24 protein-coding genes are annotated in these 21,356 nt (G+C 62.7%); 12 read left to right on the top strand and 12 right to left on the bottom strand.

Going from position 1 to position 21,356, the window contains the following annotated elements; translation table 11 throughout:
* Window positions 1-2: 2 nt before the first annotated feature.
* The 6 genes from DBIPINDM_RS38820 to speB all read right to left on the bottom strand — a co-directional run bounded on the left by DBIPINDM_RS38820 (window position 3) and on the right by speB (window position 4,786).
* Window positions 3-329, bottom strand: coding sequence for a hypothetical protein (locus DBIPINDM_RS38820; RefSeq protein WP_258582457.1), 327 nt, complete (start codon window positions 327-329; stop codon window positions 3-5).
* On the bottom strand, window positions 326-1,432 hold the full coding sequence (locus DBIPINDM_RS38815) for an IS5 family transposase (protein ID WP_258584194.1): 1,107 nt from the start codon (window positions 1,430-1,432) through the stop codon (window positions 326-328). The genes DBIPINDM_RS38820 and DBIPINDM_RS38815 overlap by 4 nt, the downstream gene beginning before the upstream one ends.
* Window positions 1,433-1,580: 148 nt before the next feature.
* Complete coding sequence (locus tag DBIPINDM_RS38810; RefSeq protein ID WP_258584315.1) at window positions 1,581-1,904, bottom strand: hypothetical protein; 324 nt, start codon at window positions 1,902-1,904, stop codon at window positions 1,581-1,583.
* A gap of 78 nt (window positions 1,905-1,982) precedes the next feature.
* The gene (locus DBIPINDM_RS38805; RefSeq protein ID WP_416361739.1) at window positions 1,983-2,822 is read right to left on the bottom strand and encodes an aminoglycoside phosphotransferase family protein; all 840 of its coding nucleotides are present in this window, start codon (window positions 2,820-2,822) and stop codon (window positions 1,983-1,985) included.
* Window positions 2,822-3,748 carry an N-acetyl-gamma-glutamyl-phosphate reductase gene (gene argC, locus DBIPINDM_RS38800; protein WP_258584313.1) on the bottom strand — a complete coding sequence of 309 codons (927 nt, stop codon included), beginning with the start codon at window positions 3,746-3,748 and terminating at the stop codon, window positions 2,822-2,824. Before argC ends, DBIPINDM_RS38805 begins: the two co-directional genes overlap by 1 nt.
* A gap of 30 nt (window positions 3,749-3,778) precedes the next feature.
* The gene (gene speB / locus DBIPINDM_RS38795; protein ID WP_258584312.1) at window positions 3,779-4,786 is read right to left on the bottom strand and encodes an agmatinase; all 1,008 of its coding nucleotides are present in this window, start codon (window positions 4,784-4,786) and stop codon (window positions 3,779-3,781) included.
* A 123-nt stretch (window positions 4,787-4,909) separates the two neighbouring features.
* On the opposite strand from speB, the gene DBIPINDM_RS38790 reads away from it, so the two are divergent.
* The 3 genes from DBIPINDM_RS38790 to DBIPINDM_RS38780 all read left to right on the top strand — a co-directional run bounded on the left by DBIPINDM_RS38790 (window position 4,910) and on the right by DBIPINDM_RS38780 (window position 8,742).
* On the top strand, window positions 4,910-6,118 hold the full coding sequence (locus DBIPINDM_RS38790) for an acyltransferase family protein (RefSeq protein ID WP_258584311.1): 1,209 nt from the start codon (window positions 4,910-4,912) through the stop codon (window positions 6,116-6,118).
* Window positions 6,119-6,213: 95 nt separating this feature from the next.
* Window positions 6,214-7,272, top strand: coding sequence for a glycerophosphodiester phosphodiesterase family protein (locus DBIPINDM_RS38785; RefSeq protein ID WP_258584310.1), 1,059 nt, complete (start codon window positions 6,214-6,216; stop codon window positions 7,270-7,272).
* 81 nt (window positions 7,273-7,353) lie between these two features.
* Window positions 7,354-8,742: an MFS transporter gene (locus DBIPINDM_RS38780; protein WP_258584309.1), complete on the top strand. Its 1,389-nt coding sequence runs from the start codon at window positions 7,354-7,356 to the stop codon at window positions 8,740-8,742.
* Between the two features lie 62 nt (window positions 8,743-8,804).
* On the opposite strand, the gene rpsI is transcribed toward DBIPINDM_RS38780, so the two are convergent.
* The 3 genes from rpsI to DBIPINDM_RS38765 form a co-directional block, all read right to left on the bottom strand.
* Window positions 8,805-9,287: a 30S ribosomal protein S9 gene (rpsI, locus tag DBIPINDM_RS38775; RefSeq protein WP_027042360.1), complete on the bottom strand. Its 483-nt coding sequence runs from the start codon at window positions 9,285-9,287 to the stop codon at window positions 8,805-8,807.
* 1 nt (window position 9,288) lies between these two features.
* A complete protein-coding gene (gene rplM / locus DBIPINDM_RS38770; RefSeq protein ID WP_010915638.1) occupies window positions 9,289-9,753 on the bottom strand; it encodes a 50S ribosomal protein L13 in 465 nt (154 codons plus the stop codon).
* 215 nt (window positions 9,754-9,968) lie between these two features.
* Complete coding sequence (locus DBIPINDM_RS38765) at window positions 9,969-10,433, bottom strand: PaaI family thioesterase (protein ID WP_258584308.1); 465 nt, start codon at window positions 10,431-10,433, stop codon at window positions 9,969-9,971.
* Between the two features lie 153 nt (window positions 10,434-10,586).
* Between DBIPINDM_RS38765 and DBIPINDM_RS38760 the strand changes: the two genes are divergently transcribed.
* From DBIPINDM_RS38760 to DBIPINDM_RS38730, 7 genes are all read left to right on the top strand, one after another.
* On the top strand, window positions 10,587-11,408 hold the full coding sequence (locus DBIPINDM_RS38760; protein ID WP_258584307.1) for an enoyl-CoA hydratase: 822 nt from the start codon (window positions 10,587-10,589) through the stop codon (window positions 11,406-11,408).
* A 204-nt stretch (window positions 11,409-11,612) separates the two neighbouring features.
* Window positions 11,613-12,035 carry a VOC family protein gene (locus tag DBIPINDM_RS38755; protein ID WP_258584306.1) on the top strand — a complete coding sequence of 141 codons (423 nt, stop codon included), beginning with the start codon at window positions 11,613-11,615 and terminating at the stop codon, window positions 12,033-12,035.
* Window positions 12,036-12,060: 25 nt separating this feature from the next.
* Entirely contained in the window at window positions 12,061-12,843 is a 783-nt protein-coding gene (locus tag DBIPINDM_RS38750) for an AAA family ATPase (protein WP_258584305.1), read from the top strand.
* 8 nt (window positions 12,844-12,851) lie between these two features.
* Window positions 12,852-13,607: a GNAT family N-acetyltransferase gene (locus DBIPINDM_RS38745; protein WP_258584304.1), complete on the top strand. Its 756-nt coding sequence runs from the start codon at window positions 12,852-12,854 to the stop codon at window positions 13,605-13,607.
* Window positions 13,604-14,125 carry a CoA-binding protein gene (locus DBIPINDM_RS38740; RefSeq protein ID WP_258584303.1) on the top strand — a complete coding sequence of 174 codons (522 nt, stop codon included), beginning with the start codon at window positions 13,604-13,606 and terminating at the stop codon, window positions 14,123-14,125. Before DBIPINDM_RS38745 ends, DBIPINDM_RS38740 begins: the two co-directional genes overlap by 4 nt.
* A 158-nt stretch (window positions 14,126-14,283) precedes the next feature.
* Window positions 14,284-15,564, top strand: a complete 1,281-nt coding sequence (locus DBIPINDM_RS38735) for an O-acetylhomoserine aminocarboxypropyltransferase (protein WP_258584302.1) — start codon at window positions 14,284-14,286, stop codon at window positions 15,562-15,564.
* Between the two features lie 156 nt (window positions 15,565-15,720).
* Complete coding sequence (locus DBIPINDM_RS38730; RefSeq protein WP_416361803.1) at window positions 15,721-16,068, top strand: cupin domain-containing protein; 348 nt, start codon at window positions 15,721-15,723, stop codon at window positions 16,066-16,068.
* Here DBIPINDM_RS38730 and DBIPINDM_RS38725 read toward each other — a convergent pair whose 3' ends face one another.
* Both DBIPINDM_RS38725 and DBIPINDM_RS38720 read right to left on the bottom strand, forming a co-directional pair.
* A complete protein-coding gene (locus tag DBIPINDM_RS38725; RefSeq protein WP_258584301.1) occupies window positions 16,069-17,139 on the bottom strand; it encodes a hypothetical protein in 1,071 nt (356 codons plus the stop codon).
* 25 nt (window positions 17,140-17,164) lie between these two features.
* Window positions 17,165-18,415 carry a cytochrome P450 gene (locus tag DBIPINDM_RS38720; RefSeq protein WP_258584300.1) on the bottom strand — a complete coding sequence of 417 codons (1,251 nt, stop codon included), beginning with the start codon at window positions 18,413-18,415 and terminating at the stop codon, window positions 17,165-17,167.
* 104 nt (window positions 18,416-18,519) lie between these two features.
* Here DBIPINDM_RS38720 and DBIPINDM_RS38715 point away from each other — a divergent pair, with 104 nt between their 5' ends.
* Window positions 18,520-19,623 carry an NAD(P)/FAD-dependent oxidoreductase gene (locus DBIPINDM_RS38715; protein WP_258584299.1) on the top strand — a complete coding sequence of 368 codons (1,104 nt, stop codon included), beginning with the start codon at window positions 18,520-18,522 and terminating at the stop codon, window positions 19,621-19,623.
* A 1-nt stretch (window position 19,624) separates the two neighbouring features.
* Here the strand turns inward: DBIPINDM_RS38715 and DBIPINDM_RS38710 are convergent, their stop codons facing one another.
* A complete protein-coding gene (locus DBIPINDM_RS38710) occupies window positions 19,625-20,215 on the bottom strand; it encodes a hypothetical protein (RefSeq protein ID WP_258584298.1) in 591 nt (196 codons plus the stop codon).
* A 337-nt stretch (window positions 20,216-20,552) separates the two neighbouring features.
* On the opposite strand from DBIPINDM_RS38710, the gene clpP reads away from it, so the two are divergent.
* On the top strand, window positions 20,553-21,182 hold the full coding sequence (clpP, locus tag DBIPINDM_RS38705; protein WP_258584297.1) for an ATP-dependent Clp endopeptidase proteolytic subunit ClpP: 630 nt from the start codon (window positions 20,553-20,555) through the stop codon (window positions 21,180-21,182).
* The last annotated feature ends 174 nt before the right edge of the window (window positions 21,183-21,356 follow it).

The following is a 21,356-nucleotide window of genomic DNA, read 5'->3' as shown; positions in this document are numbered from 1 at the left end:
CCCTAGCAGGCTGTTGAAGAAGTGCACTTGCGAGCGACGAAGTCAGCTTCGTCGCCGCCATGGAAGCAGATTTGTCCGTTGATGGAGCCGTCTGGTTGGATTTCAGCCCAGCCATTGCCCTGGGCTTCGTCCATTTCGTCATTGCCTTGCCAGGAGAAGGCGACATCGTTGCCGTCGCCCGCGCCGATGATCTGCCCGGTGACGCAGCCGAAGGCGAATTCCCCGGAGCCATCGGCCGCGAACTCAATGTAGGCGGGCTCCATCATGTCGCGATAGTCCTCGACATAGTCGGGCATCGCGACAATCCGCCAGCGGCCGGTGAGGCTCATACCGGCGCTGCCAGCAGCTTGGGCAAGCGGACCAGATTGTAGGCCGCCAGGTTCAAGGTGAAGGCCGCGCCCACACGGGCGCATCCTCGCAGCTTGACCTTGGCCATGCCGGCCGAGGCCTTGATCCAGCCAAACACTTCTTCGATCCGCTTGCGGCAGCGCTGGCTGACCGCATAGCCGGCATGGGAGCGCGTGCGACCATCGATCGCCGTCACGCGAGGCTTGCCGGTTTTGCTCAGATGGCCGTCGATGGCGATGTGCGGCGTGATCTTGCGCTCGCGCAGATCCCTGATGAAAGCGCGCACGTCATAGGCCTTGTCGGCACCCAGTGTGATGCGCCGCCGCGACGGTCTGCGGTCCAACATGGCGAGCGCGGCATCACGCTCGCTCGTGCCCGTGGCCTGGGTGATGCCGCCATCGACCGCCAGCCCATGGCGGTTCTCCATCAGCGCATGCCCCATGTAGCAGAGCTTCGCCGGCTGCCCGTCGCCCTTCTTGTAGAGCCGCGCCTGCGGGTCGCTCGTGCTCTGGTGTGTGTCGTTGGAGCGCTTCTCCTTATGAAAGCCACGCTCGGCATTGCGACCTGCTCCATCCGGACCGTTGTCGTCTCCGTCTTTGCGGCGGAAGCTCTTGATCGAAGCCCAGGCCTCGATCAGCGTCCCGTCCACCGAGAAGTGATCCGACGACAAAAGCCGCTTCACCTTTGGCTGCGCCAGCACAGCGCGCAGAAACTTTGCCGCGATCTCACCTTCCAACAGCCGATCCCGGTTCTTGGTGAAGCTCGAATGATCCCAGGCCGGATCGTCAACACCAAGCCCCACGAACCAGCGAAACAGGAGATCGAACTCCATCCGCTCCATCAACTGGCGCTCCGAGCGAATGCCGTAGAAGGCCTGCAGCAGCATCGCACGCAGCAAACGTTCCGGTGCGATCGACGGACGGCCGAGCCCGGGCGGATAAAGCACCGCAAAATCGCCATCCATCGCGACAAGAGCCGCGTTAACGATCTCCCGTATCACCCGCAGCGGATGATCACGTCGAACCCGCGCCTCAAGATCGACATACGAAAACAGAGAGCCTGTCCGTTCGTCCGAGCCGCGCATCCACAAATCCCCAAATCATCCGGGGAGAAGTGAATCACGCTCCAAACAACCGCGCCAGCACTTCTTCAACAGCCTGCTAGAGCAATTCCAGGAAAAGAACAGTCCGCCGTTTCCGTGAAACGGTGAACTGATCGAGCCTATCGGCCCGTCACATCCAGAATTCGTTGGACTGCGTGGTTTTCTCGCCGTCGAATTCCGCCTGGCGCACAGCGGCGGCGGATGGTGTTGACTGGCTCTGAGCGGCTTTCGCTGCCTTGTCGGCGTCGGCGGCTCTGAGCGCGTCAAGCTTGGCCTGGGCAACGGCGATATCCTGCCGCACCTGGGCGGCCTTGACCTCATCGGTGATCGCCTTGGCCTGGTCTTCCAGGTCCTGGATCTGCTTTTCGAGCGCGGCCTCCTGGGCTGCATTGCTCGAGGAACTGGACGAGGAATACTGGGTTGCGGAGGAAGAACCCGAGATCGCGCTAACCATGAGGAATCCTTGGGTGGGAGCCAGGACATCTCAGTAGTCCAACATGGTAAATAAGTGTTTACCAATGCCCTCGCTTGATCAAAAACCTGCCCGCACCGCCCGGATCGCCTCGGCGATCGACAATTCGCGGTTCTCCTCGACTGCATTGTCGTCCTCGTGGTGCCAGGCCGCGGACAGGCAGCCATAGGCGATGGCGTGGTCCAGTATCGCTGCCGGTGATTGCCCCAGTGTGCTGGCAAAGACTTCGGCCATGTGCGCGATCCGCAGGGGATCGAGGCAAAGCGCATCCCGATCAAGCGGGTTGTAGAACATATTGGCGGCATCGAAGCCGGGATCGCCGAGCACGCCCTTCGGGTCGATCACCAGCCAGCCGCGCGGCCCGTGCAGGATGTTGTCGTGATGGAGATCGCCATGCAGCGGCCTGATATCGTGCGGATTTTCCAGCAACCGTTCGGCGATGGTGGCGGCCTCGACATAGAGGCTGTCGTCGCTGTCGTCGCGGTCGGTTTTCGCCTTCTTGAACAGGCTCGAAAAACGCTCCCTGAGTGGCTGAAGCTCGGGCGGGTAGGGGTCTTTCCCAGGCGAGAGCAGCCTTGCCATCACCTCGGCCGCGATCGCGGTCGCAGCGTTGTCGCCCTGTTCATCGAGAACCCGCGTAAGCAGGGTGTCGCCGGCATATTCGAGCAGCATGCTGTGGCCGTCGCGGCCAAGCAGCCGCACCGCGCCTTCGCCGCGCCGCCAGGCGAGAAGATGTTCGCCACGCAATTCGTCGGCAACATCGTCGAAAGGCTTGAGCGCCTTGACGACGGCCGGTGAGCCGTCTTGGCGTCGCACTTTCCATATGCGGCTTGAAAAGGTTTCGGCAATGAGTTCGGGCGCGCTGATTTTCCAGCGCGCCGGGAAGGCTGGTGCGTCCATCAAAGCCCGAGCATCAGGTCCATGTTCTGGACGGCAGCACCCGAGGCACCCTTGCCGAGATTGTCGTAGACCGCCAGCAGCAGCGCCTGCGCGCGTTTGTCGTTAGCAAAGACATAGACCTTCATGCGGTTGGTGCCGTTGTAGATCTCGGGATCGATCTCCGGCATGCGCTCCAGATGCGCATAGGGTGCCACCTCGACCACGCCGCCCTTGATGGCGGCAAAATGGTCGGCAATGGCCGCATGAAGCTCCGCACCCGTCGGCACATGGTCGAGGCCGCCGAGCTGCAGCGGCACCACGGTGATCATGCCCTGGGCGAAATTGCCGACCGCCGGCTGCATGATCGGATCATGCGACAGCTTCGCATAGGCCCGCAGTTCCGGCACGTGCTTGTGCTGCAGGGTGAGACCATAGGGCAGGAACTCCGAGGCGTCCTCGCCCTTGGCGACGTAATCCTCGATCATCGGGCGGCCGCCGCCCGAATAGCCCGAAATGCCGTTGACGGTGATCGGAAAATCGGCCGGCAGCAGCCCGGCGGTGACCAGCGGCCGCAGCGTCGCGATCGGTCCTTGCGGCCAGCAGCCGGGATTGGCGATACGCTTGGCCGAGGCGATGGTCTTGGCCTGATCCTTGTCCATTTCGGCGAAGCCATAGGCCCAGCCTTCGGCGACGCGATGCGCGGTCGACGCATCGATGACCTTGGTGGTGTCGTTGGCGATCAGCGAGACGCTCTCCTTCGCCGCATCGTCCGGCAGACACAGGATCGCGATATCGGCGGCATTGAGGAATTCGGCGCGCGCCGCCGTCTCCTTGCGGCGCTCGGCGGGAATGGAAATGATCTCCAGGTCGCCACGCTCGGCAAGCAGCGCCCGGATCTGCAGGCCGGTGGTGCCGTGCTCGCCGTCGATGAAGATTTTCGGTTTCATTGCCTGATCAAATTCCCTGATATCTCAAGACTATATGCCGTTACCATGATTCACGGCGGCACCGTTGTGATTGCCGTTGTTCATCTCTTCCTGCCGTGCCTTCCGCTCCGCCAGCAGGCCGAGATACTGCATGGCCACCATCGAGCCGGCGATCGCCGTTATATCGGCGTGATCATAGGCCGGCGCAACCTCCACGACATCGGCGCCGACAATATCGATCTGGTTGAGCTGCCGCAGCGTCGACAGGATCTTCGCCGAAGACGGTCCGCCGGCCACCGGCGTGCCGGTTCCGGGCGCATAGGCCGGGTCGAGGCAATCGATGTCGAAGGTGAGGTACGTCTTCTTGCCGCCGGTGCGGTCGACGATGGCGTAGGCGATGTCGGACGCACGCATCTCCTCGATTTCGTGGCCGTAGAGGATCTTGATGCCGAACGTGTCGGGCGCGTGGGTGCGGATGCCGATCTGGATCGACCGATCGGGGTCGATGATGCCTTCCTTGACCGCGCGGCCGACGAAGGATCCGTGGTCGATGCGCTTGCCGTCATCCTCCCACGTGTCCTGATGCGCGTCGAACTGCACCAGAGCGAGCGGTCCGTGGATGGCGGCATGCGCCTTGAGCAGCGGCCAGGTGACGAAATGGTCGCCGCCGAGCGTCAAAAGGAAAGCGCCTGATTTCAGGATCTTGGCCGCTTCGCGCTCGATCGTGCCGGGCGTCTTCTGATGGTTGCCGGAATCCAGCAGGCAGTCGCCATAGTCGACCACCGCGAGATGCTCGAACAGATCGCGCGAGAACGGGTACTGCGGGTCATTGTCGAGGATCGCCGAGGCGTGGCGGATCGCCTGCGGCCCGAAACGGGCGCCTGGCCGGTTGGTGACGGCGGCGTCGAACGGAATGCCCCACACCACCGCGTCCGCGCCCTTCACGTCCTTGGTGTATTTGCGCCGCATGAACGACAGCGCGCCGGAATAGGTCGGCTCAAGGGCGCCGCCCGTTTTGGAGCGGGCGGTGAAGGCATGGTCGATGTTCTTGGTCGCCATTACTGGTCCTCGTTTTCATCGGGGTGCAACAACTACAGAACCGGCATGGAAGATGCCAGTCACAGCTTGGGGAGACGAAGCGGCGCCGCCCGGGTGCCACGGCAAGACAGGATTTGTGCCATCATGACGCAGACCGCGTTTCTTAATCCGTCCGATGCCGTGGTGTCGACCCACACCGGCACGATCGCCGGCGAACGCTTCCAGGTTCTCGATTCGTGGCGCGGCATCTGCGCACTGCTGGTGGCACTGTTTCATTTCCCGACCGCTTCCGCGATCTCGCAGAGCAGATTCATCGGTTCGTCCTATCTTTTCGTCGACTTCTTCTTCGTCCTTTCCGGCTTCGTCATCGCCAGCAGCTATGGCAATCGGCTGAGCCAGCCGGCACAGGTCGCCCGCTTCGCTTTGGTGCGTTTCGGCCGCATCTACCCGCTGCATCTGCTCATGCTCGCCGCTTTTGCCGGTTTCGAACTGCTGCGGCTGGTGCTGCCGCAACTGCATGGCACCGGCGCGGCTCCCTTTACCGGCGGCTTTGACTTGAAGAGCCTGCTGGCCAATCTGCTGCTGCTGCAAGGAATGGGCTTCGAGGATCATCTGACCTGGAATGCGCCAAGTTGGAGCATTTCGGCGGAGTTCTTCGCCTATCTCCTGTTCGCGGGCGTGGTCTTCATCGCCGGCGCGCGTGCGTGGGTATGGTTCGTCGCCGCCGCCATCACCGCGCCGCTGTTCCTGCTCGGCTTCTCCACGCATCATATGGATGTGTCCTACGATTTCGGCTTCATCCGCTGTCTCTATGGCTTCTCGCTTGGTGCCCTGCTGGCCTGGTTTCAGCATGATTCCATTGCAGGGGCGCGACAGCTCCTCGCCAGGAACGGCCCGCGGCTGAGCTGGACCCTTGCCGAAATGGTCATGGTGGCGGTCATCGTCCTTTTTGTCTCGCTGGCGGGCAGCAATGATTTCGGCATCGCCGCACCCCTGGTGTTCGCGCTGGCGCTGTTTCTGTTCGCCCATGAGGGCGGTTGGATTTCCGCCTTGCTGAGAACGCCCTTCATGCTGACGCTCGGTGCGCTGTCCTACTCGATCTACATGGTCCACATCTTCGTCCAGGGGCGCCTGATCAACGTTGCCGGGCTCGTCGAGCGCAAGCTCGGCCTGGGCCTCGTCGGCGACATCGTGCTGCGCGGCTCGCCGGCGACCGGCTTCGGCACCGGCTGGACCGGGACCGTGGCGATCGTCGTCATGCTCGTCGCCACCGTCGCCGCCTCGTGGATCACCTGGCGCCTGGTGGAGATGCCGGCCATGGCCTGGTTCCGCCGGCTGTCGAAGCGCATCTGACGCCGGCTTCTTGCGAAAGCCGCTAGCCGGCTCGTTCACCTGGATGTCACGGGCATCGCCTATCCCGGCTTCGATCCGGCAAGGAGCGATTCTCGATGCGGACCATCTGGCTGAGCCTTCTGCTTTCTGCGGCACTTGCGGCCGTTTCCGGTCAGGCCTTGGCCAGCGAAAGCCGCGCCAGGCAGATCCTTGACCGCTTCGAGCATGCCAATCAGTGGCGCGACCATGTCATGGTGGCCGCGCATCGAGCCGGCAGCATGCAGGCTGGCAAGACGCTTTACGCGGAAAATTCGATTGCCGCGGTGGAAGGCTCGATCGCCATGGGCGCCGAGATCGTCGAGGTCGATATCAGGCGCTCGAAGGACGGCGAGCTCGTCGTCATGCATGACAGCTGGCTCGACCGCACCACGACCTGCAAGGGCGAGGTGGTCAAGTACACGCTGGCCGAACTGAAGACCTGCCGGCTGGTGGTCGAGGGCACCCACGCCGTCACCGACGAGAGGGTCTCGACGCTGCGCGAGATGCTGATGGCAACCAGGGACCGGATCCTCATCAATCTCGACAACAAGCTCGAAGTCGGCGACCTCCCGGGCATGATCGCGGTGGCGCGCGATCTCGGCATGGCCGACCAGGTCATCGTCAAGGAGAACCTCTGGAACCAGAGCAGGATCACCACGGTCAAATCAGCCATGGCTGCCATCGGCGGCGGCTTCCAGTTCATGCCGATCATCGCCGACGACGCGGTGCATGATGCCGGTTTCGCCGAAACGGTCGACCACGCTTTCTCGCCGCGCGCGATCGAACTGATCAACTGGCGGGCGGGCGCCGAAACGCTGACCGAAACCGGCGGACCGCTGTTCAGCACGCGCATGCGCGCGGCCGCGGTGCGGGGCAACTGGCACATCTGGGCCGACACTTACGCCATCGTCAACAAGCCGGGCGGATTCCTCGCCGGCGGCCGTGGCGACGAACTGGCGGTCCAGGCCAGCCTGCCGCGCGAAGCCTGGGGTTTCTGGGCCGATCGCGGCGCCACCATCATCCAGACCGACGAACCGAAGGCGGCCATCAATTGGCTGGCGGCGAACGGCTATCGCGTGCCCTATGCCGGGACCGGCGAACGCCTCGAGCCCGCCGCGACCGCCAGCATCAATTGATTGGCCGTGATCGGCATCCCCGCCTGGTTGTCGCAGGCTGGCCTCTCCTGACGGAACGGTGTCAGTGACAAACCGTTACCCATGGGCATGTCCGATACCATCACTTTCAAGCCCCACGCCGCCTATGCCGCCACCGTCGCCGCGACCAGTCTCGGTTTCGTGGTGGTGCAGCTCGATGTCTCCATCGTCAATGTCGCCCTGAACAGGATCGGCGCGGCGCTGTCGATGGGCATAGGCGGCCTGCAATGGGTCGTCGATGCCTACACGCTTGCCTTCGCCTCGCTGCTGCTCGCCGGCGGCGCGCTCGGCGACAGGATTGGCGCCCGCCGCGTGTTCGTCGGCGGCATGGCCTTGTTCAGCATCGCGTCGCTGGTCTGCGGCCTGGCGCAGAGCGCCTGGGTGTTGATCGCGGCGCGTGCCGTGCAAGGCGCGGGCGCGGCCTTGCTGATGCCGTGTTCGCTGGCGCTGCTCAACCGCGCCTATGCCGCCGACAAGCCACGCCGGGCGCGCGCTGTGGGCTTGTGGACGGCAGCGGGCGGCATCGCACTGTCGGCCGGACCGGTGCTCGGCGGCTTCATGGTCGCGTCGCTCGGCTGGGCCAGCATCTTCCTGGTCAATTTGCCGATCGGCGTTCTCGCCATCTGGATGGCTTACAGGTTTCTTCAGGAAATGCCGCCCAAGGCGGAGAAGCCGCCGATCGACTGGGCCGGGCAGGGGCTTGTCGTGCTGACGCTGTTTTCGCTGACCGGCGCCTTCATCGAAACCGGTTCATCAGGCTGGAGTTCGTTGCCGGTCATCGGCGGACTGATCTTGGCGGTGGCGGCAGGAAGCCTGTTCCTGCTGGTCGAGAGCCGGACCAAAGTGCCGATGTTTCCGCTAAAGCTGTTTGCCAGCCGCATCCCGGCGGTGACGAGCCTCGTCGGGCTGGCGGTCAACCTGACGCTCTACGGCACGATCTTCATGCTGAGCCTGTATTTTCAGCAGGAAAGGCATTTTTCGCCCGAAATGACCGGGCTCGCCTTCCTGCCCTTCATGGCGGCGGTCACGGTGTCGAATGTCGCCGCCGGACGCATCGCAGCAACCTATGGCTCACGATTGCCGATGGCGATCGGCCTGCTCATCGGTGCGGCCGGTTTCGGGTTGATGGCGCTGATCCAGGCCGACACGTCCTATCTGTCGCTGCTGTGGCGGCTGCTGTTCCTGCCGGTCGGCATCGGTCTTGCCGTACCCGCCATGACCACGGCGCTGTTGTCGTCCGTGCCGACGGCGATGTCGGGAACAGCCTCGGGCGTGCTCAATACCGTGCGCCAGTCGGGCGGAGCGATCGGCGTGGCGCTGTTCGGCTCTGCCTTGGCGCTGGGCACGATCCACGGCATGCAGATTGCCTTCCTCGCCTCCGCGCTCGCGGTGGCGTTCTCGGCGCTCTGCGCCTTCCTGTTCATCCGCGACGCCGACCACTCCGCCGGATAGGGATGCGCCATGCAAAAAGGCCGCCCGGAGGCGGCCTTCGATTGTCCAAAATTGCGGAGCGCTTAGCGCTTCGAGAACTGGAAGCTGCGGCGGGCCTTCGCCTTGCCGTACTTCTTGCGCTCGACGACGCGGCTGTCGCGGGTCAGGAAGCCACCCTTCTTGAGCACGGCGCGCAGTGCCGGCTCGTAGTAGGTCAGCGCCTTCGAGATGCCGTGACGAACCGCACCGGCCTGGCCGGAGAGGCCGCCGCCGACGACGGTGGCGACGATATCGTACTGGCCTGCACGGTTGGAGGCGATGATCGGCTGGTTGAGGATCATCTGCAGGACCGGGCGCGCGAAATAGGTCGCGAATTCCTTGTCGTTGACGACGATCTTGCCGGAACCCGGCTTCACCCAGACGCGCGCAATGGCGTTCTTGCGCTTGCCGGTGGCATAGGCGCGGCCCGACTTGTCGAGCTTCTGGACGTGGACGGGGGCTGCCGGCTGGGTATTCGTGTTGCCGGTGGCGGCGCCCAGTTCTGCGAGCGAGGAAAGCTCAGCCATCTTATGCGACCTTCTTGTTCTTGGAATTCAGCTTGGCCACGTCGAGGACTTCTGGCTGCTGGGCGACATGCGGATGCTCGGCACCTGCATAGACACGCAGGTTCTTCATCTGGCGACGGCCGAGCGGGCCACGCGGGACCATGCGCTCAACGGCCTTCTCGACGACACGCTCGGGGAAACGGCCCTCGAGCAGCTGGCGCGCGGTACGCTCCTTGATGCCGCCGGGGTGGCCGGTGTGCCAGTAATAGACCTTGTCGGTGAACTTCTTGCCGGTGAACACCACCTTGTCGGCATTGATGACGATGACGTTGTCGCCGTCGTCGACATGCGGGGTGAAAGTCGGCTTGTGCTTGCCGCGAAGATGATTGGCGATGACAGTGGCGAGACGACCAACGACGAGACCTTCGGCGTCGATCAGGATCCACTTCTTCACCACATCCGCAGGCTTCTGCGAAAAGGTTGTCATGTTTTCTGCTCTCGGTTCTGACCTTCAAAGGGAAGGCGTTTCTTGTTGCTTGGATTGGCGAAGAGACGCTTGCCCGCCGCCAATAACAAAACGGCGGCCTTTGCGGGCCGCTGCTTCGTGAGGGCTTATAGGCGAGGGCGGTGACCGCGTCAAGGCAACGGAAAAGTCTTGTAGCGCGTAAAGCGGTGTAGAAACAGTGTGTTAGCTGAAAGGTATTATTTTACCACACCGTCGCTGCGCTTCGGAGGGATCGAATAGGTGCCCGTCGCGTGCGCGATCGTCTGTCCTTCCGGACCGGCGACGATGTCGATGTCGAACACCATCAGGCTCTTTCCCAGCTTCAGGATGCGGCAATGGCCATCGATCGGCCCGGCCTCGGCCTTGCGCACGAAGTTGATGTTGAGGTTGGTGGTGACCGAGAGCGCGTCCGGCCCGGCATGGCTGAGCACGCAGACATAGCCGCCAATGTCGGCCAGCGTGAACAGGGCAGGGCCCGACACCGTTCCGCCGGGACGCAGATGCCGCTCACCGGCATTGAGCCGCACGGTGCAGCCGCCTGGGAAAACGTCGATCGCCTCGTAATATTTGAACTGCTCGTTGAGTTGCGGATAGACGGTTTCCATCAGCACATTGACTTGTGATGCGGTCAGTACCGGCTTGAGATTGGTCTGGGCGGGCATGTCGGTCTCTCGTTTTGCGCCAAGCCTGTATGGGCGCAGCCGGGCGTTTCTGGCAACACCTTCAATCCCCTGGCGCAAGCGATGGGTGTTGGATGAAAGCCGATCCGATATTAGATAGTCTGTGAGCCTCGACCGGAATCGCGGAGACCTTCCATGGCCGAAATCCTTGCCATCAAGCCTGCTGCCATTGACGGCCCGGTTGTCACACAACTGGACAAGGGCGTACTGCGCCTGACACTCGCCAATCCTCCCGCCAACGCCCTGTCGCTGGCGGTGATGGCGGCGCTGACGGCGGAACTCGAACGCGCCAGGGCCGACAAGGCTGTTCGTGTCATCGTGCTGTCGGCTGCCGGCAAGGTGTTCTGCGCCGGCCATGATCTCAAGGAAATGACGGCACGCCGCGCCGATGCCGATCGCGGCAAGGCCTTCTTCGAAGAGACGTTTGCCGCTTGCGCCGCGCTGATGCAGGCGATCGTGCGCCATCCCCTGCCTGTCATCGCCGAAGTCGACGGCCTGGCGACCGCCGCCGGCCTGCAGCTTGTCGCCAGTTGCGACCTGGCGATCGCTTCGCACGAAGCGACCTTCTGCACGCCGGGCGTCAATATCGGCCTGTTCTGCTCGACACCGATGGTGGCGCTGTCGCGCAATGTCTCGCGCAAGCAGGCGGTGGAGATGCTCCTGACCGGCGAGACGATCGACGCGGCAACCGCCAAGGAATTCGGCCTGGTCAACCGCGTCGTGCCGCGCGAATATCTGAATCAGATCGTCACCAAATACGCGCAAACCATTGCTTCCAAATCATCTTTGGTGGTGAAGACCGGCAAGGAAGCCTTTTACGCGCAGGCCGAAATGGGGCTGGCGGATGCCTATGCCTATACCGGCCGCGTCATGGTCGAGAACATGCTCGCGCGTGACGCGGAGGAAGGCATCGGCGCCTTCATCGGCAAGCGCAAGCCGGAATGGACGGACGAGTAAGATGACGCGAGGTTGGCCGTGAGCGATTTCCTCGATATCCTTCTCACGAGTTTGCTTGGCTGGGCGGAAAGGCGAAAATATCAGAACTTTTGGGTTTCTGTATGGTTGGTTCTATGGGTATTAAGTACTGTTTTGGTGATTTACTTAGCGTACAAACATATTGATATGTAAATATCGATCATATTAGCCCGCGAGCATGCAGAAATGGAACCGCGCATCTCCATCATCACCATCGCAACGGACGATCTCGACCGTGCGGTGCGCTTCTACGAGGCGATGGGCCTGACCCGTCATGCCGGCATCACCGACGGTGTCGCCTTCTTCCAGATGGGTGGCGCCATTCTTGGCCTGTTTCCGCGCGTCAGCGCCGAGGAGGATTCGGGTATCAGCTTCGCCAAGGCGCCTTCCGCCGTCTATCTCGCCTACAACACCCACTCCGATGCCGAAGTCGATGAGGTACTCGCCATGGCGGAAAAGGCCGGCGGCCGTATCGTCAAGCCGGCCGGCCGCGCCTTCTGGGGCGGTTGGTACGGCTATTTCGCCGACGCCGACGGCCATGTCTGGGAAGTGGCGCACAATCCGGCCTTTCCGATCGCGGAAGACGGCACGATTTCGCTGCCTGAATGATGTTGCCCGCGATGCTGACCAAGTGATGGCCTACCGCAAGCAGCTGACGCGGCTCAAGGCGCCCTATCTCAAACGCATCCTGCTCGATCCAGAGCGGGTGTCGGACTGGGAAAAATACCCCTGGAACCTGCCGCTGTTTCGCGGCCGCGAATTCGAACTCGAATTCACCACGCCGATCACCATCATCGTCGGCGAGAACGGCACCGGCAAATCCACGCTGCTCGAGGCGATTGGCGCTTTGGCCGGCTATGACGAGGCCGGCGGCGGCAAAGGCTATCGCCCGGTCGACCATTTCGGCGCCATCGACAAGAGTGGCGCTGCATTGGCAAACACTTTCCGTGGCCACTGGCTGCCAAAAGTCACCGCCGGCTGGTTTTTTCGCGCCGAATCCTTCTATTCCGTGGCCCGCTACCTCGACCAGGCAGCGCTGGAAGATCCGTTCAAGCCACCGCCGCCCGACTTCCTGTCCTGGTCGCATGGCGAAGGCTTCATCCGCTTTTTCGAGGAACGCTGCCGAAGGCAAGGCATCTACATCCTCGACGAGCCGGAAAGCGCGCTGTCGCCGTCGCGCCAGATCGAGCTGCTGAAGATGCTGCGCCGCATGGACCAGTCGGGCACCGCGCAGGTGATCATGGCCACGCACTCACCGCTATTGATGGCGTGTCCCGGCGCGCGGCTGTTCCGCATCAGCCGGTTCGGGTTGGACCCGACCGATTTCACCGACACCGATCATTTTCGCATGATGCGCGACTTCTGTAGCGATCCTGACATGTTTATGGAGGAAGTGCTGCGGGAGGACGACGAGTGACAGTGCGCATGACTGACGACGATCTCAATTGGCGGATGGAAGAGGCGTGCCGCGACGCTTGGCCGGCAGCAACGGAGACGGTCGTCGAAGGTTGGCTTCTGAGACGATCGGGCGGCAGGATCCGGCGCGCGAATTCCGCCAATCCCTTGCGTGGCAAGCGCGGCGCGCCTGACGCCATGATCGACGCTGCCGAGGCCTTATATATCGGTCACGGCCAGACGCCGCTGTTTCGCGTGCCTGATATCGCCAACGAGCTCGAAGCCGCGCTCGACGGTCGCGGCTACCAGCTGGAAGGCGGAACGATCCATCTCTATGCCGGGATCGACGATTTGGCGGAGGTTCACGACGAACATGTCACGATTTCGCCGATACCAGGCGAGGACTGGTTCGCGGCGCGGTTTCGCATGGGCACCTATGACGACACTGACCGCCGCGTCTTTCGCGAGATGACCGGGCTGATATCAGGCGATCGGGCGTTCGTGTCGTGCGAGCGCGACAACGAAATTGCCGCCTTGGCCTATGGCGTCATCCGTGATGGGCTGCTTGTGGTGGAGTCTGTCGAAACCGATGCCAGGTTCAGGCAGCAGGGCCTGGGCCGCAGGACGGTTGGCGACCTGATCGGCTGGGCTCGGCGAGCAGGTGCATCGGCGGCATGCCTGCAGGTCGTCGCCGACAACACGCCGGCTCGCGCGCTTTACGCCTCACTCGGCTTCAGCCGCGAACTCTATCGCTATCACTACCGCAGGAAGGCGATTGCCGCATGAATCACGATAGCTACGACAACACCTACATCGCCGGCATCCTCAATTCGGTGAAGACCATCGCCATGGTCGGCGCGTCCGCCAACGACGTGCGGCCGAGCTTTTTCGTGCTGAAATATCTGCTGGCCAAGGGCTTTTCAGTGATTCCGATCAATCCTGGCCAGGCCGGCAAGGAAATCCTCGGCCAGATGACCTATGCCAGCCTCGCCGATATTCCCGGGCCGATCGACATGGTCGACATTTTTCGCGCCGCATCGGCCGTGCCCGGCATCATCGACGAGGTGTTGCGGCTCGATCCCTTGCCGAAAGTCATCTGGATGCAGCTTGGCGTGCGCCATGACGAGGCGGCCGCCCGCGCCGAGGCGGCCGGCATCAAGGTGGTGATGAACCGCTGCCCCAAGATCGAATACGGCAAGCTGTCGGGCGAGATCGGCTGGACCGGTGTCAATTCCGGGGTGCTGTCGTCGAAGAAGCCGCTGATGCGCCAGGGCTTCCAGAGTTTCGGTGTGCGTCAGAAATAGACGGGGGCGAGAAGCGCAAAATTATTCCGGCAGATACCGCATTTTCCTGCGGCTTGGCCGAAAGTTCCACGCCGAAGGGTATTTTCTTCTTTGCATTCCGAGCTGGGCTTCGCCAAGAATGCCCGGCGAATTTCAGAAGGTTCTTGAGGGAGGTTTCAGTGACCCGTACGCCCGGTTTCAACACGCTTGCCGTCCACGCCGGCGCCAAGCCCGATCCGGCCACTGGCGCGCGCGCCACGCCGATCTACCAGACGACCTCCTTCGTCTTCGACGATGCCGACCACGCCGCTTCGCTGTTCGGCCTCAAGGCCTTCGGCAACATCTACACCCGCATCATGAACCCGACCCAGGCGGTGCTTGAAGAGCGCGTCGCGGCCCTCGAGGGCGGCACGGCCGCCCTTGCAGTCGCATCCGGCCACGCTGCGCAGGTGATCGTGTTCCACAATCTGATGCAGCCGGGCGACAATTTCGTCGCTGCGACCAGACTTTATGGCGGCTCGATCAACCAGTTTGGCCACGCCTTCAAGAATTATGGCTGGGAGGTGCGCTGGGCCGACACCAACGACATCTCGACCTTCGAGAGCCAGATCGATGACCGGACCAAGGCGATCTTCATCGAGAGCCTGGCCAATCCGGGCGGCACCTTCGTCGATATCGAGAAGATCGGCGACATCGCCCGCAAGCACGGCCTGCCGCTGATCGTCGACAACACGCTAGCCTCGCCCTATCTGATCCGGCCGATCGAGCACGGCGCCGACATCGTCGTCCATTCGCTGACCAAGTTCATCGGCGGCCATGGCAATTCGATCGGCGGCGTCATCGTCGACGGCGGCACCTTCGACTGGTCGAAGTCGGGCAAGTACCCGATGCTGTCGGAACCGCGCCCCGAATATGGCGGCCTCGTCCTGCACGAGACCTTCGGCAATTTCGCCTTCGCCATCGCCGCGCGCGTGCTCGGCCTGCGCGATCTCGGTCCGGCGATTTCGCCCTTCAACGCCTTCCTTATCCTGACTGGCCTCGAAACCTTGCCGCTGCGCATGCAGCGCCACTGCGACAATGCGGTCACCGTCGCCGGCTGGCTGTCCAACCACCCCAAGGTCGCCTGGGTGAATTATCCCGGCCTGCCCAGCGACAAGAACAACGCGCTGCAGAAGAAATATTCGCCGCTGGGCGCCGGCGCCGTGTTCACCTTCGGCCTCAAGGGCGGCTACGAGGCCGGCGTCAAATTCGTCGAGGCGCTGGAACTGTTTTCGCACCTGGCCAATGTCGGCGACACCAAGTCGCTGGTCATCCACCCGGCATCGACCACCCACCGCCAGCTTTCCGACGAGCAGAAGGTCAAGGCCGGTGCCGGTCCGGACACGGTGCGGCTTTCCATCGGCATCGAGGACGTCACCGACATCGTCACCGACCTCGAACAGGCGCTCGCCAAGGTCTGATTTTTTGGGCAGGAGTGAGTGAGTAGTGAGTAGTGAGTAGTGAGTAGTGAGTAGTGAGTAGTGAGTAGTGAGTAGAAGGCGCTCCGTCGATGCGCGGGTGGCTGGCCACCAATCACTACTGACTACTCACTACTCACTGTTGGAGGAGGCAAAATCCTGTCCACGCATTACCTAACAATATCGATTGACAGCGTCGAACCCGAATCCAGCGCGCCGGCGCCGGATCGCCTGATCTCGGGCGATCCGAAATTCCGTACCTGGAATGTCGAGGAGCGGGACGGCGGCCTCTATGCCGGTATCTGGGAATCGACTCCGGGCAAGTGGCGCATCGTCTATGACGAATGGGAGTTCTGCCACATCCTGTCCGGCGTTTCGGTGATCGCGGAGGACGGTGGGCAAGCGCGCACCGTCAAGGCCGGCGACAGTTTCGTGCTGAGGCCGGGCTTCAAGGGCAGCTGGGAAGTGCTTGAAACGACCCGCAAGGAGTATGTGATCAAGCTGTGATCACTTCGCCGGAAACTGGCTGAGGCAGGCTTCCGACGCCTTGTCGTGCGCCGTCAGCAAATCGGCGTCCTGTACCTCGACATCGGCGTCCGAAATCTCGTCGCGATAATATTGGGCCAGGAGGTCGAGCCCCTGCTGGCTGACGCCATAGGTCGGGATCTCCCGGGCCAGACACCCGCAAAGCGCGAGTGCGCGGTCAGGCGAGCCGGTCTTGTGGTTGGTCAGGATGAAAACCTGCGCCGGGCAGGCATCGAGAAATGCGCCGAAGTTCAGTTTCTGCTGCGGCTGGTCGCCATGGTTGAAATAGGCCGGCGGCCATTGGCTTTTGCCGCTCGCGACATCGCAGCCGGTGGCGACGTCCTGGGCGCTTTTCGACAGGGCGAGCCAGGCATCCTCCTTGTCGCCTATAGGATACTGGACATCCTGCCCAGCAAGCGAAGCCGTATAGGCGTCAAGGTCGGCCTGTTTGAGGCCGACGACCTGAAATCGGTTCAACTGACATTGGCATGCCGTGGCCACCTGTTCCGCTTCGCCCTCGGCAGGCTGCTCGCCCAACTTGCTTTTCTGGCAGGCGGCCACGAAGGCTGCGCCGTCGAGCGTCGAAGCTGGAAAGGTGGAAGCGTCGACATAGCGCGTGCCATTCCAGCCGATCGTCATCGTGTCGGACTGGATGTCGAAAAAGCCGTTTCGCTTGAAGGGACTGAGCCCGATCTTGTCCTGCTGCACCAGCCGCGCGCCGGGAATGCCGCCGAGAACTTCCTGATAGCCGTCGCCTTCCAGGACGAATAGGAAGTTGCCGCAATTGATGCCGTCGCAGCCCGGCGCGTAGCGGTAGGCGAAGATTTCAGGCAAGCCGTCGAGGTTGAGGTCGACCTCGATGGCGAAGGACGCCATCGGCAGGCCCTTCGATCCGGTCTGCCGCTCCAGAAGGCCCATCGCCATTTTCTGGGCGATGGCCAGGCTGTTCTCCCAGGGGATGTTCTCCGGCTGCTGCTGGGCACGCGCCGCCCCCAGGCAGCCGCATAGCAACGCCAATGCGAACGCCGTCGCCGGTCTCCAAGACAGTCTCATCGCGCAGCCCCAGGCCCGCGATCGTTCAGAAGCCGACAGCGAGCGTTTCCAGCCCATGGAAGTGGTAAGTGTCGCGGAAGCGCGGGCTTTCGGCAAGATGCAGTTGCGGGTGCCGTTCGAACAAAGTCTTGAGCGACACCTGCAATTCGAGCCGCGCCAGCGGCGCGCCGATGCAGAAATGAATGCCGGCGCCGAAGGACACGTTCTTCTGGTCGGTCCGATCCGGCCGGAAGGCCTGAGGTTCGGCAAAGGCGCGCGGATCATGATTGGCCATGCCGAGCAGCAGCCCGATCGTCTGGCCCGGCTGCACGACGATGCCGGGCGCAATCTCGATCTCCTGATAGGCATAGCGCATGAACATGTGCAGCGGTGCATCAAAACGCAGGCATTCCTCGACCGTTGCCGCGGTCGCTTCGGGCGAGGTGAAGAAGCGTCGCGGATCGCCGCCTTGCGCCAGGATCGAGCGCACCGCATTGCCGGTCTGGTGCACGGTCGCCTCATGGCCGGCATTGAGCAGCAGGATGGCCGAGGAAACCATCTCGTCCTCGGTCAGTTTTTGGCCGTCCTCCTGCGCCGAAATCAGCAGCGACAGCAGGTCGTCGCCGGGATTCTTGCGGCGCTTGGTGACGTAGCCACGCAGGAAATCGGCAAATTCGGCTGCGGCGCGATTGGCCGTCTCCTCGGTCTCGCGCGTGCGGCCATGGATGTACATGGCGACCATCTGATGTGACCAGTCGAGCAGTTGCGGCCCCATCTCGACCGGCACGCCAAGCATTTCGGCGATGATGGTGATCGGCAAGGGCGCCGCGAAGGCGGGCAGAAGGTCGACGGGGCCGGTCGGATCAAAGCGGTCGATCAGCTCGTTGGCGAGCACCTCGACACGCGGCCGCAGCCGCTCGACCTGGCGAGAGACGAAGGCACGGTTGACCAGCGTTCTCAGTCGCGTGTGCACCGGCGGTTCCAGCTCCAGCATGGAGTTCGCTTCAACACCATCAAATGCCTTGAGATGGCTGCGATCCTGGCCGATGGCGCGGCTGTCGGGAATGCCGGCCGGGTTCTGGCGGCCGAAGCGTCGGTCGCGCAGCAGCCGGTTGACGTCGTCGAAGCCGCCAAAGCACCAGAAGCCGAATTCTTCCCAGTAAAACGCATTCGAAACGCCATGCAGGAACGCATAGGCCTCGTACGGGTTCAGGAAGAAAGCCGGCTCGTGCGGGTCGAGCCTCAACTGGCGAGAGGTTGGATCAAGGGCGAGGTAAGGGAGCGTCAAATTGGTCATGCCAGACCCATAGCGCGGCTTGCCAGCCTCATTCCAGATCGTATGTTGGCGCGCGACACCCCATGAGTTGAGCCAGCCGGTGCGGCTGCGGAAGGTCTGAACGGATGAATGTGATCGTTGTCGGCGCGGGTATTGCCGGTCTCTCCACGGCATGGTCGCTGGTCAAGGCCGGCCACAGCGTCTCGATCGTCGAACAGGGGCCGATCCCCAATCCGCTGGCCGCGTCGGGCGACCATCATCGCGTCATCCGCCGCGCCTACCGGGCCGGAAGTGGCTATGGCCGGCTGATCACCGAGGCTTATCAGGCCTGGGACGAGATGTGGGCCGATCTCGGCGAAAGCCACCTCGATGCGCGCGGGTTTGTCTGCATTTCGCGTGAGCCGGGCGACGAGGCAGAAGAGTACCGCGAGGGTCTGGAAGAGGGGAATTTCCCTTTTGAATTGCTGGAACCGGATGCAGCCGTGAAACGCTGGCCGTTTTTGCAAGCCGGCTCGTTCCGTTATGCTTATTTTTCGACCGAAGGCGGCGCGCTGCATTGCCGCAAGATCGCGGCGGGACTGGCCAAATGGCTGCGCGCCAATGGCGCCAATGTCTACGAAAATAGCAAGGTGACCAAGATCGATGCCGAGGCAGGCCATATCGTGCTGGAAAGCGGCGAGACCATGCGGGCCGACCGCATCGTGGTCGCTGCTGGCGCCTGGGTGCTGAAACTGTTTCCGGAACTCGACGGTGAGTTGAAGACCTATCGGACCGCGCTCGCCTATGTCGAACCGCCAGCGGACCTCAAGGCCGCCTGGCAGGCCGCACCGGTCGTCCTCGACATTGGCGGTTCGGTCGACGGTTACGCGATTCCGCCCTCCGGCGGCGCCGGCATGAAATTCGGTTCCGGGTTGCACAGGGTGCCCACCAGCGACGCCGACTGGAACCGTGACCCGGTACCGGGCGAGGGCGAAGCGATCCGCAACCTGTTTTCGCCACCGATCGCGCGGATCGAGGAATATGAGGTGACCGAGGTCGTCACCTGCGCCTACACCTTCACCGCCGACGAGAAATTCATGGCGCACGAGAAGGGCAGATGCCTGATCGTCTCGGCCTGCTCCGGCCACGGCTACAAATTCGGCGCGGCCGTCGGCAGGCGCGTTGCGGCGGCCGTCGGCGACGGCGACGTCGCGGGGCTGAAGGCATGGCTGCGGGCTGAAGTACCCTGACCTAATCCTGGCAATGCCTGGGAATATGCACGCGCCGCCAGCCTGACGACCCTTCCCTGACCACTACGCGCCGCGCGACGGTCTGGTAGGAGGCGGGAACATCGATAATGCGCCTTTGCTCCGGCTGCACCAGGACTTCCTCGGCGATCCGGTCGTATTGCGCCGGAATGACGACACGCCGCGTGCGCTCAGGCTGGATCACCTCCGTCTCGGCGACGCGTTCATAACGTGCCTTGTGCCAGGTCTTGCACAGCACCCTGCGGCCATGGATGACGCGCCATTCCCAGGAATAGCCGCCATCATCGACTTGCACCGTGTGGTAGACGGTGCGGGTGATGGCGGGCACGACCTCGTAGGTCACCTGCGCCGGAACGGTCATCACCACGCGTTCGCGCGTGCCGTAGATGGGTGGGGTGTAGTCGACCTGCTGGCCGGGCGGACTGAACATCACGTCTTCGTAGACCGTGTCGTAGACGGCGGGCGTACGGACCGGTTCGTAACATTCCACGGCACGGCCGCCGGCCGCCGTCTGCGAAGTCGTGCCGAGCATGGCCAGCCCGGCAACGGCGAAGGATGCGCTTCTCCTGAACATGACACTCCCCCTGTTTGAACCTTACACACAAGTTCAACGTTGAATTGTAGGGCAAGCGCTCCCGGAGAAAAGCGGTTTTGCCGTATTTCGTTAAGTGACGCGGTTAAGAAACTGCTACGTTGCGGACCGGTCCCGCCTGCTCCAGGCCGGCGCAGGCGTCCAGCGATGCGAATCCTTGGCCGTAAAGCTTGATTCGACTTACCCAGATGGCTAGGACGGGTCGGCCTTGCACAAGGATGAGCCGGCATCCTATCTACGGAACAACGATCCAGAACCGATTCTGCCCGATATGCTCATTTCCCGGCGCCGGAATCCCACCTTTGAAAAGGGATAGTCCATGAAAAACCCCGTCGAAACCTACATGAACCTCGTTCCGATGGTGGTCGAGCAGACCAATCGCGGCGAGCGGGCCTACGACATTTTCTCGCGGCTGCTGAAAGAGCGCATCATTTTCATCACTGGCCCAGTCGAGGATGGCATGGCGACGCTGGTTTGCGCGCAGCTTTTGTTCCTCGAGGCGGAGAATCCGAAGAAGGAAATCAACCTCTACATCAACTCGCCCGGCGGCGTCGTCACCTCGGGCATGGCGATCTACGACACCATGCAGTTCATCAAGCCGGCGGTGTCGACGCTCTGCATCGGCCAGGCGGCCTCGATGGGCTCGCTGCTTCTCACCGCCGGCGAGAAGGGTATGCGGTTTGCCACGCCGAATGCCCGCATCATGGTTCACCAGCCTTCCGGTGGCTTCCAGGGCCAGGCTTCCGACATCGAGCGGCACGCCCAGGACATCATCAAGCTGAAGCGCCGTCTCAACGAGGTCTATGTCAAGCACACCGGCAAGAGCTACGAGGAGATTGAACGCACGCTCGACCGCGACCATTTCATGACCGCCGACGAGGCCAAGGATTTCGGCCTCATCGACAAGGTCATTTCGTCGCGCGAGCCGGCTGAGGCCGCTGCCGCATAGGCGCGCGTGGCAGTTGGATGGCGGGATAACGTGCTTTTAGCGCAGCTTGCGGCATTTCGGCCACAATTGGCTGTTCCCTCGACGGTTGGGATTGCCTACGTTAAGGCTATGTTGATTTTCGACGGCTTAGCTTTGTGTGGGGTTGCTGCGAATCATTGCCACGTTTTCTGATTT

It is taken from the genome of Mesorhizobium sp. AR02, from assembly GCF_024746835.1.
GTDB lineage: Bacteria > Pseudomonadota > Alphaproteobacteria > Rhizobiales > Rhizobiaceae > Mesorhizobium.
The sequence above is the reverse complement of the archived record's forward strand: the minus strand, read 5'-3'. Positions and strand labels throughout refer to the sequence as shown.

Bases quoted from the DNA above. Each gene is read 5' to 3' on its own strand.
- DBIPINDM_RS38740 (WP_258584303.1), top strand. From the start codon at position 13,604: ATGAATCACGATAGCTACGACAACACCTACATCGCCGGCATCCTCAAT.
- DBIPINDM_RS38810 (WP_258584315.1), bottom strand. From the start codon at position 1,904: ATGGTTAGCGCGATCTCGGGTTCTTCCTCCGCAACCCAGTATTCCTCG.
- DBIPINDM_RS38820 (WP_258582457.1), bottom strand. From the start codon at position 329: ATGAGCCTCACCGGCCGCTGGCGGATTGTCGCGATGCCCGACTATGTC.
- DBIPINDM_RS38780 (WP_258584309.1), top strand. From the start codon at position 7,354: ATGGGCATGTCCGATACCATCACTTTCAAGCCCCACGCCGCCTATGCC.
- DBIPINDM_RS38760 (WP_258584307.1), top strand. From the start codon at position 10,587: ATGGCCGAAATCCTTGCCATCAAGCCTGCTGCCATTGACGGCCCGGTT.
- DBIPINDM_RS38790 (WP_258584311.1), top strand. From the start codon at position 4,910: ATGACGCAGACCGCGTTTCTTAATCCGTCCGATGCCGTGGTGTCGACC.
- DBIPINDM_RS38720 (WP_258584300.1), bottom strand. From the start codon at position 18,415: ATGACCAATTTGACGCTCCCTTACCTCGCCCTTGATCCAACCTCTCGC.
- DBIPINDM_RS38745 (WP_258584304.1), top strand. From the start codon at position 12,852: ATGACTGACGACGATCTCAATTGGCGGATGGAAGAGGCGTGCCGCGAC.
- DBIPINDM_RS38755 (WP_258584306.1), top strand. From the start codon at position 11,613: ATGGAACCGCGCATCTCCATCATCACCATCGCAACGGACGATCTCGAC.
- DBIPINDM_RS38805 (WP_416361739.1), bottom strand. From the start codon at position 2,822: ATGGACGCACCAGCCTTCCCGGCGCGCTGGAAAATCAGCGCGCCCGAA.
- DBIPINDM_RS38750 (WP_258584305.1), top strand. From the start codon at position 12,061: ATGGCCTACCGCAAGCAGCTGACGCGGCTCAAGGCGCCCTATCTCAAA.
- argC (WP_258584313.1), bottom strand. From the start codon at position 3,748: ATGAAACCGAAAATCTTCATCGACGGCGAGCACGGCACCACCGGCCTG.
- speB (WP_258584312.1), bottom strand. From the start codon at position 4,786: ATGGCGACCAAGAACATCGACCATGCCTTCACCGCCCGCTCCAAAACG.
- DBIPINDM_RS38715 (WP_258584299.1), top strand. From the start codon at position 18,520: ATGAATGTGATCGTTGTCGGCGCGGGTATTGCCGGTCTCTCCACGGCA.
- DBIPINDM_RS38725 (WP_258584301.1), bottom strand. From the start codon at position 17,139: ATGAGACTGTCTTGGAGACCGGCGACGGCGTTCGCATTGGCGTTGCTA.
- DBIPINDM_RS38765 (WP_258584308.1), bottom strand. From the start codon at position 10,433: ATGCCCGCCCAGACCAATCTCAAGCCGGTACTGACCGCATCACAAGTC.
- rpsI (WP_027042360.1), bottom strand. From the start codon at position 9,287: ATGGCTGAGCTTTCCTCGCTCGCAGAACTGGGCGCCGCCACCGGCAAC.
- DBIPINDM_RS38815 (WP_258584194.1), bottom strand. From the start codon at position 1,432: ATGCGCGGCTCGGACGAACGGACAGGCTCTCTGTTTTCGTATGTCGAT.
- DBIPINDM_RS38785 (WP_258584310.1), top strand. From the start codon at position 6,214: ATGCGGACCATCTGGCTGAGCCTTCTGCTTTCTGCGGCACTTGCGGCC.
- rplM (WP_010915638.1), bottom strand. From the start codon at position 9,753: ATGACAACCTTTTCGCAGAAGCCTGCGGATGTGGTGAAGAAGTGGATC.
- DBIPINDM_RS38710 (WP_258584298.1), bottom strand. From the start codon at position 20,215: ATGTTCAGGAGAAGCGCATCCTTCGCCGTTGCCGGGCTGGCCATGCTC.
- clpP (WP_258584297.1), top strand. From the start codon at position 20,553: ATGAAAAACCCCGTCGAAACCTACATGAACCTCGTTCCGATGGTGGTC.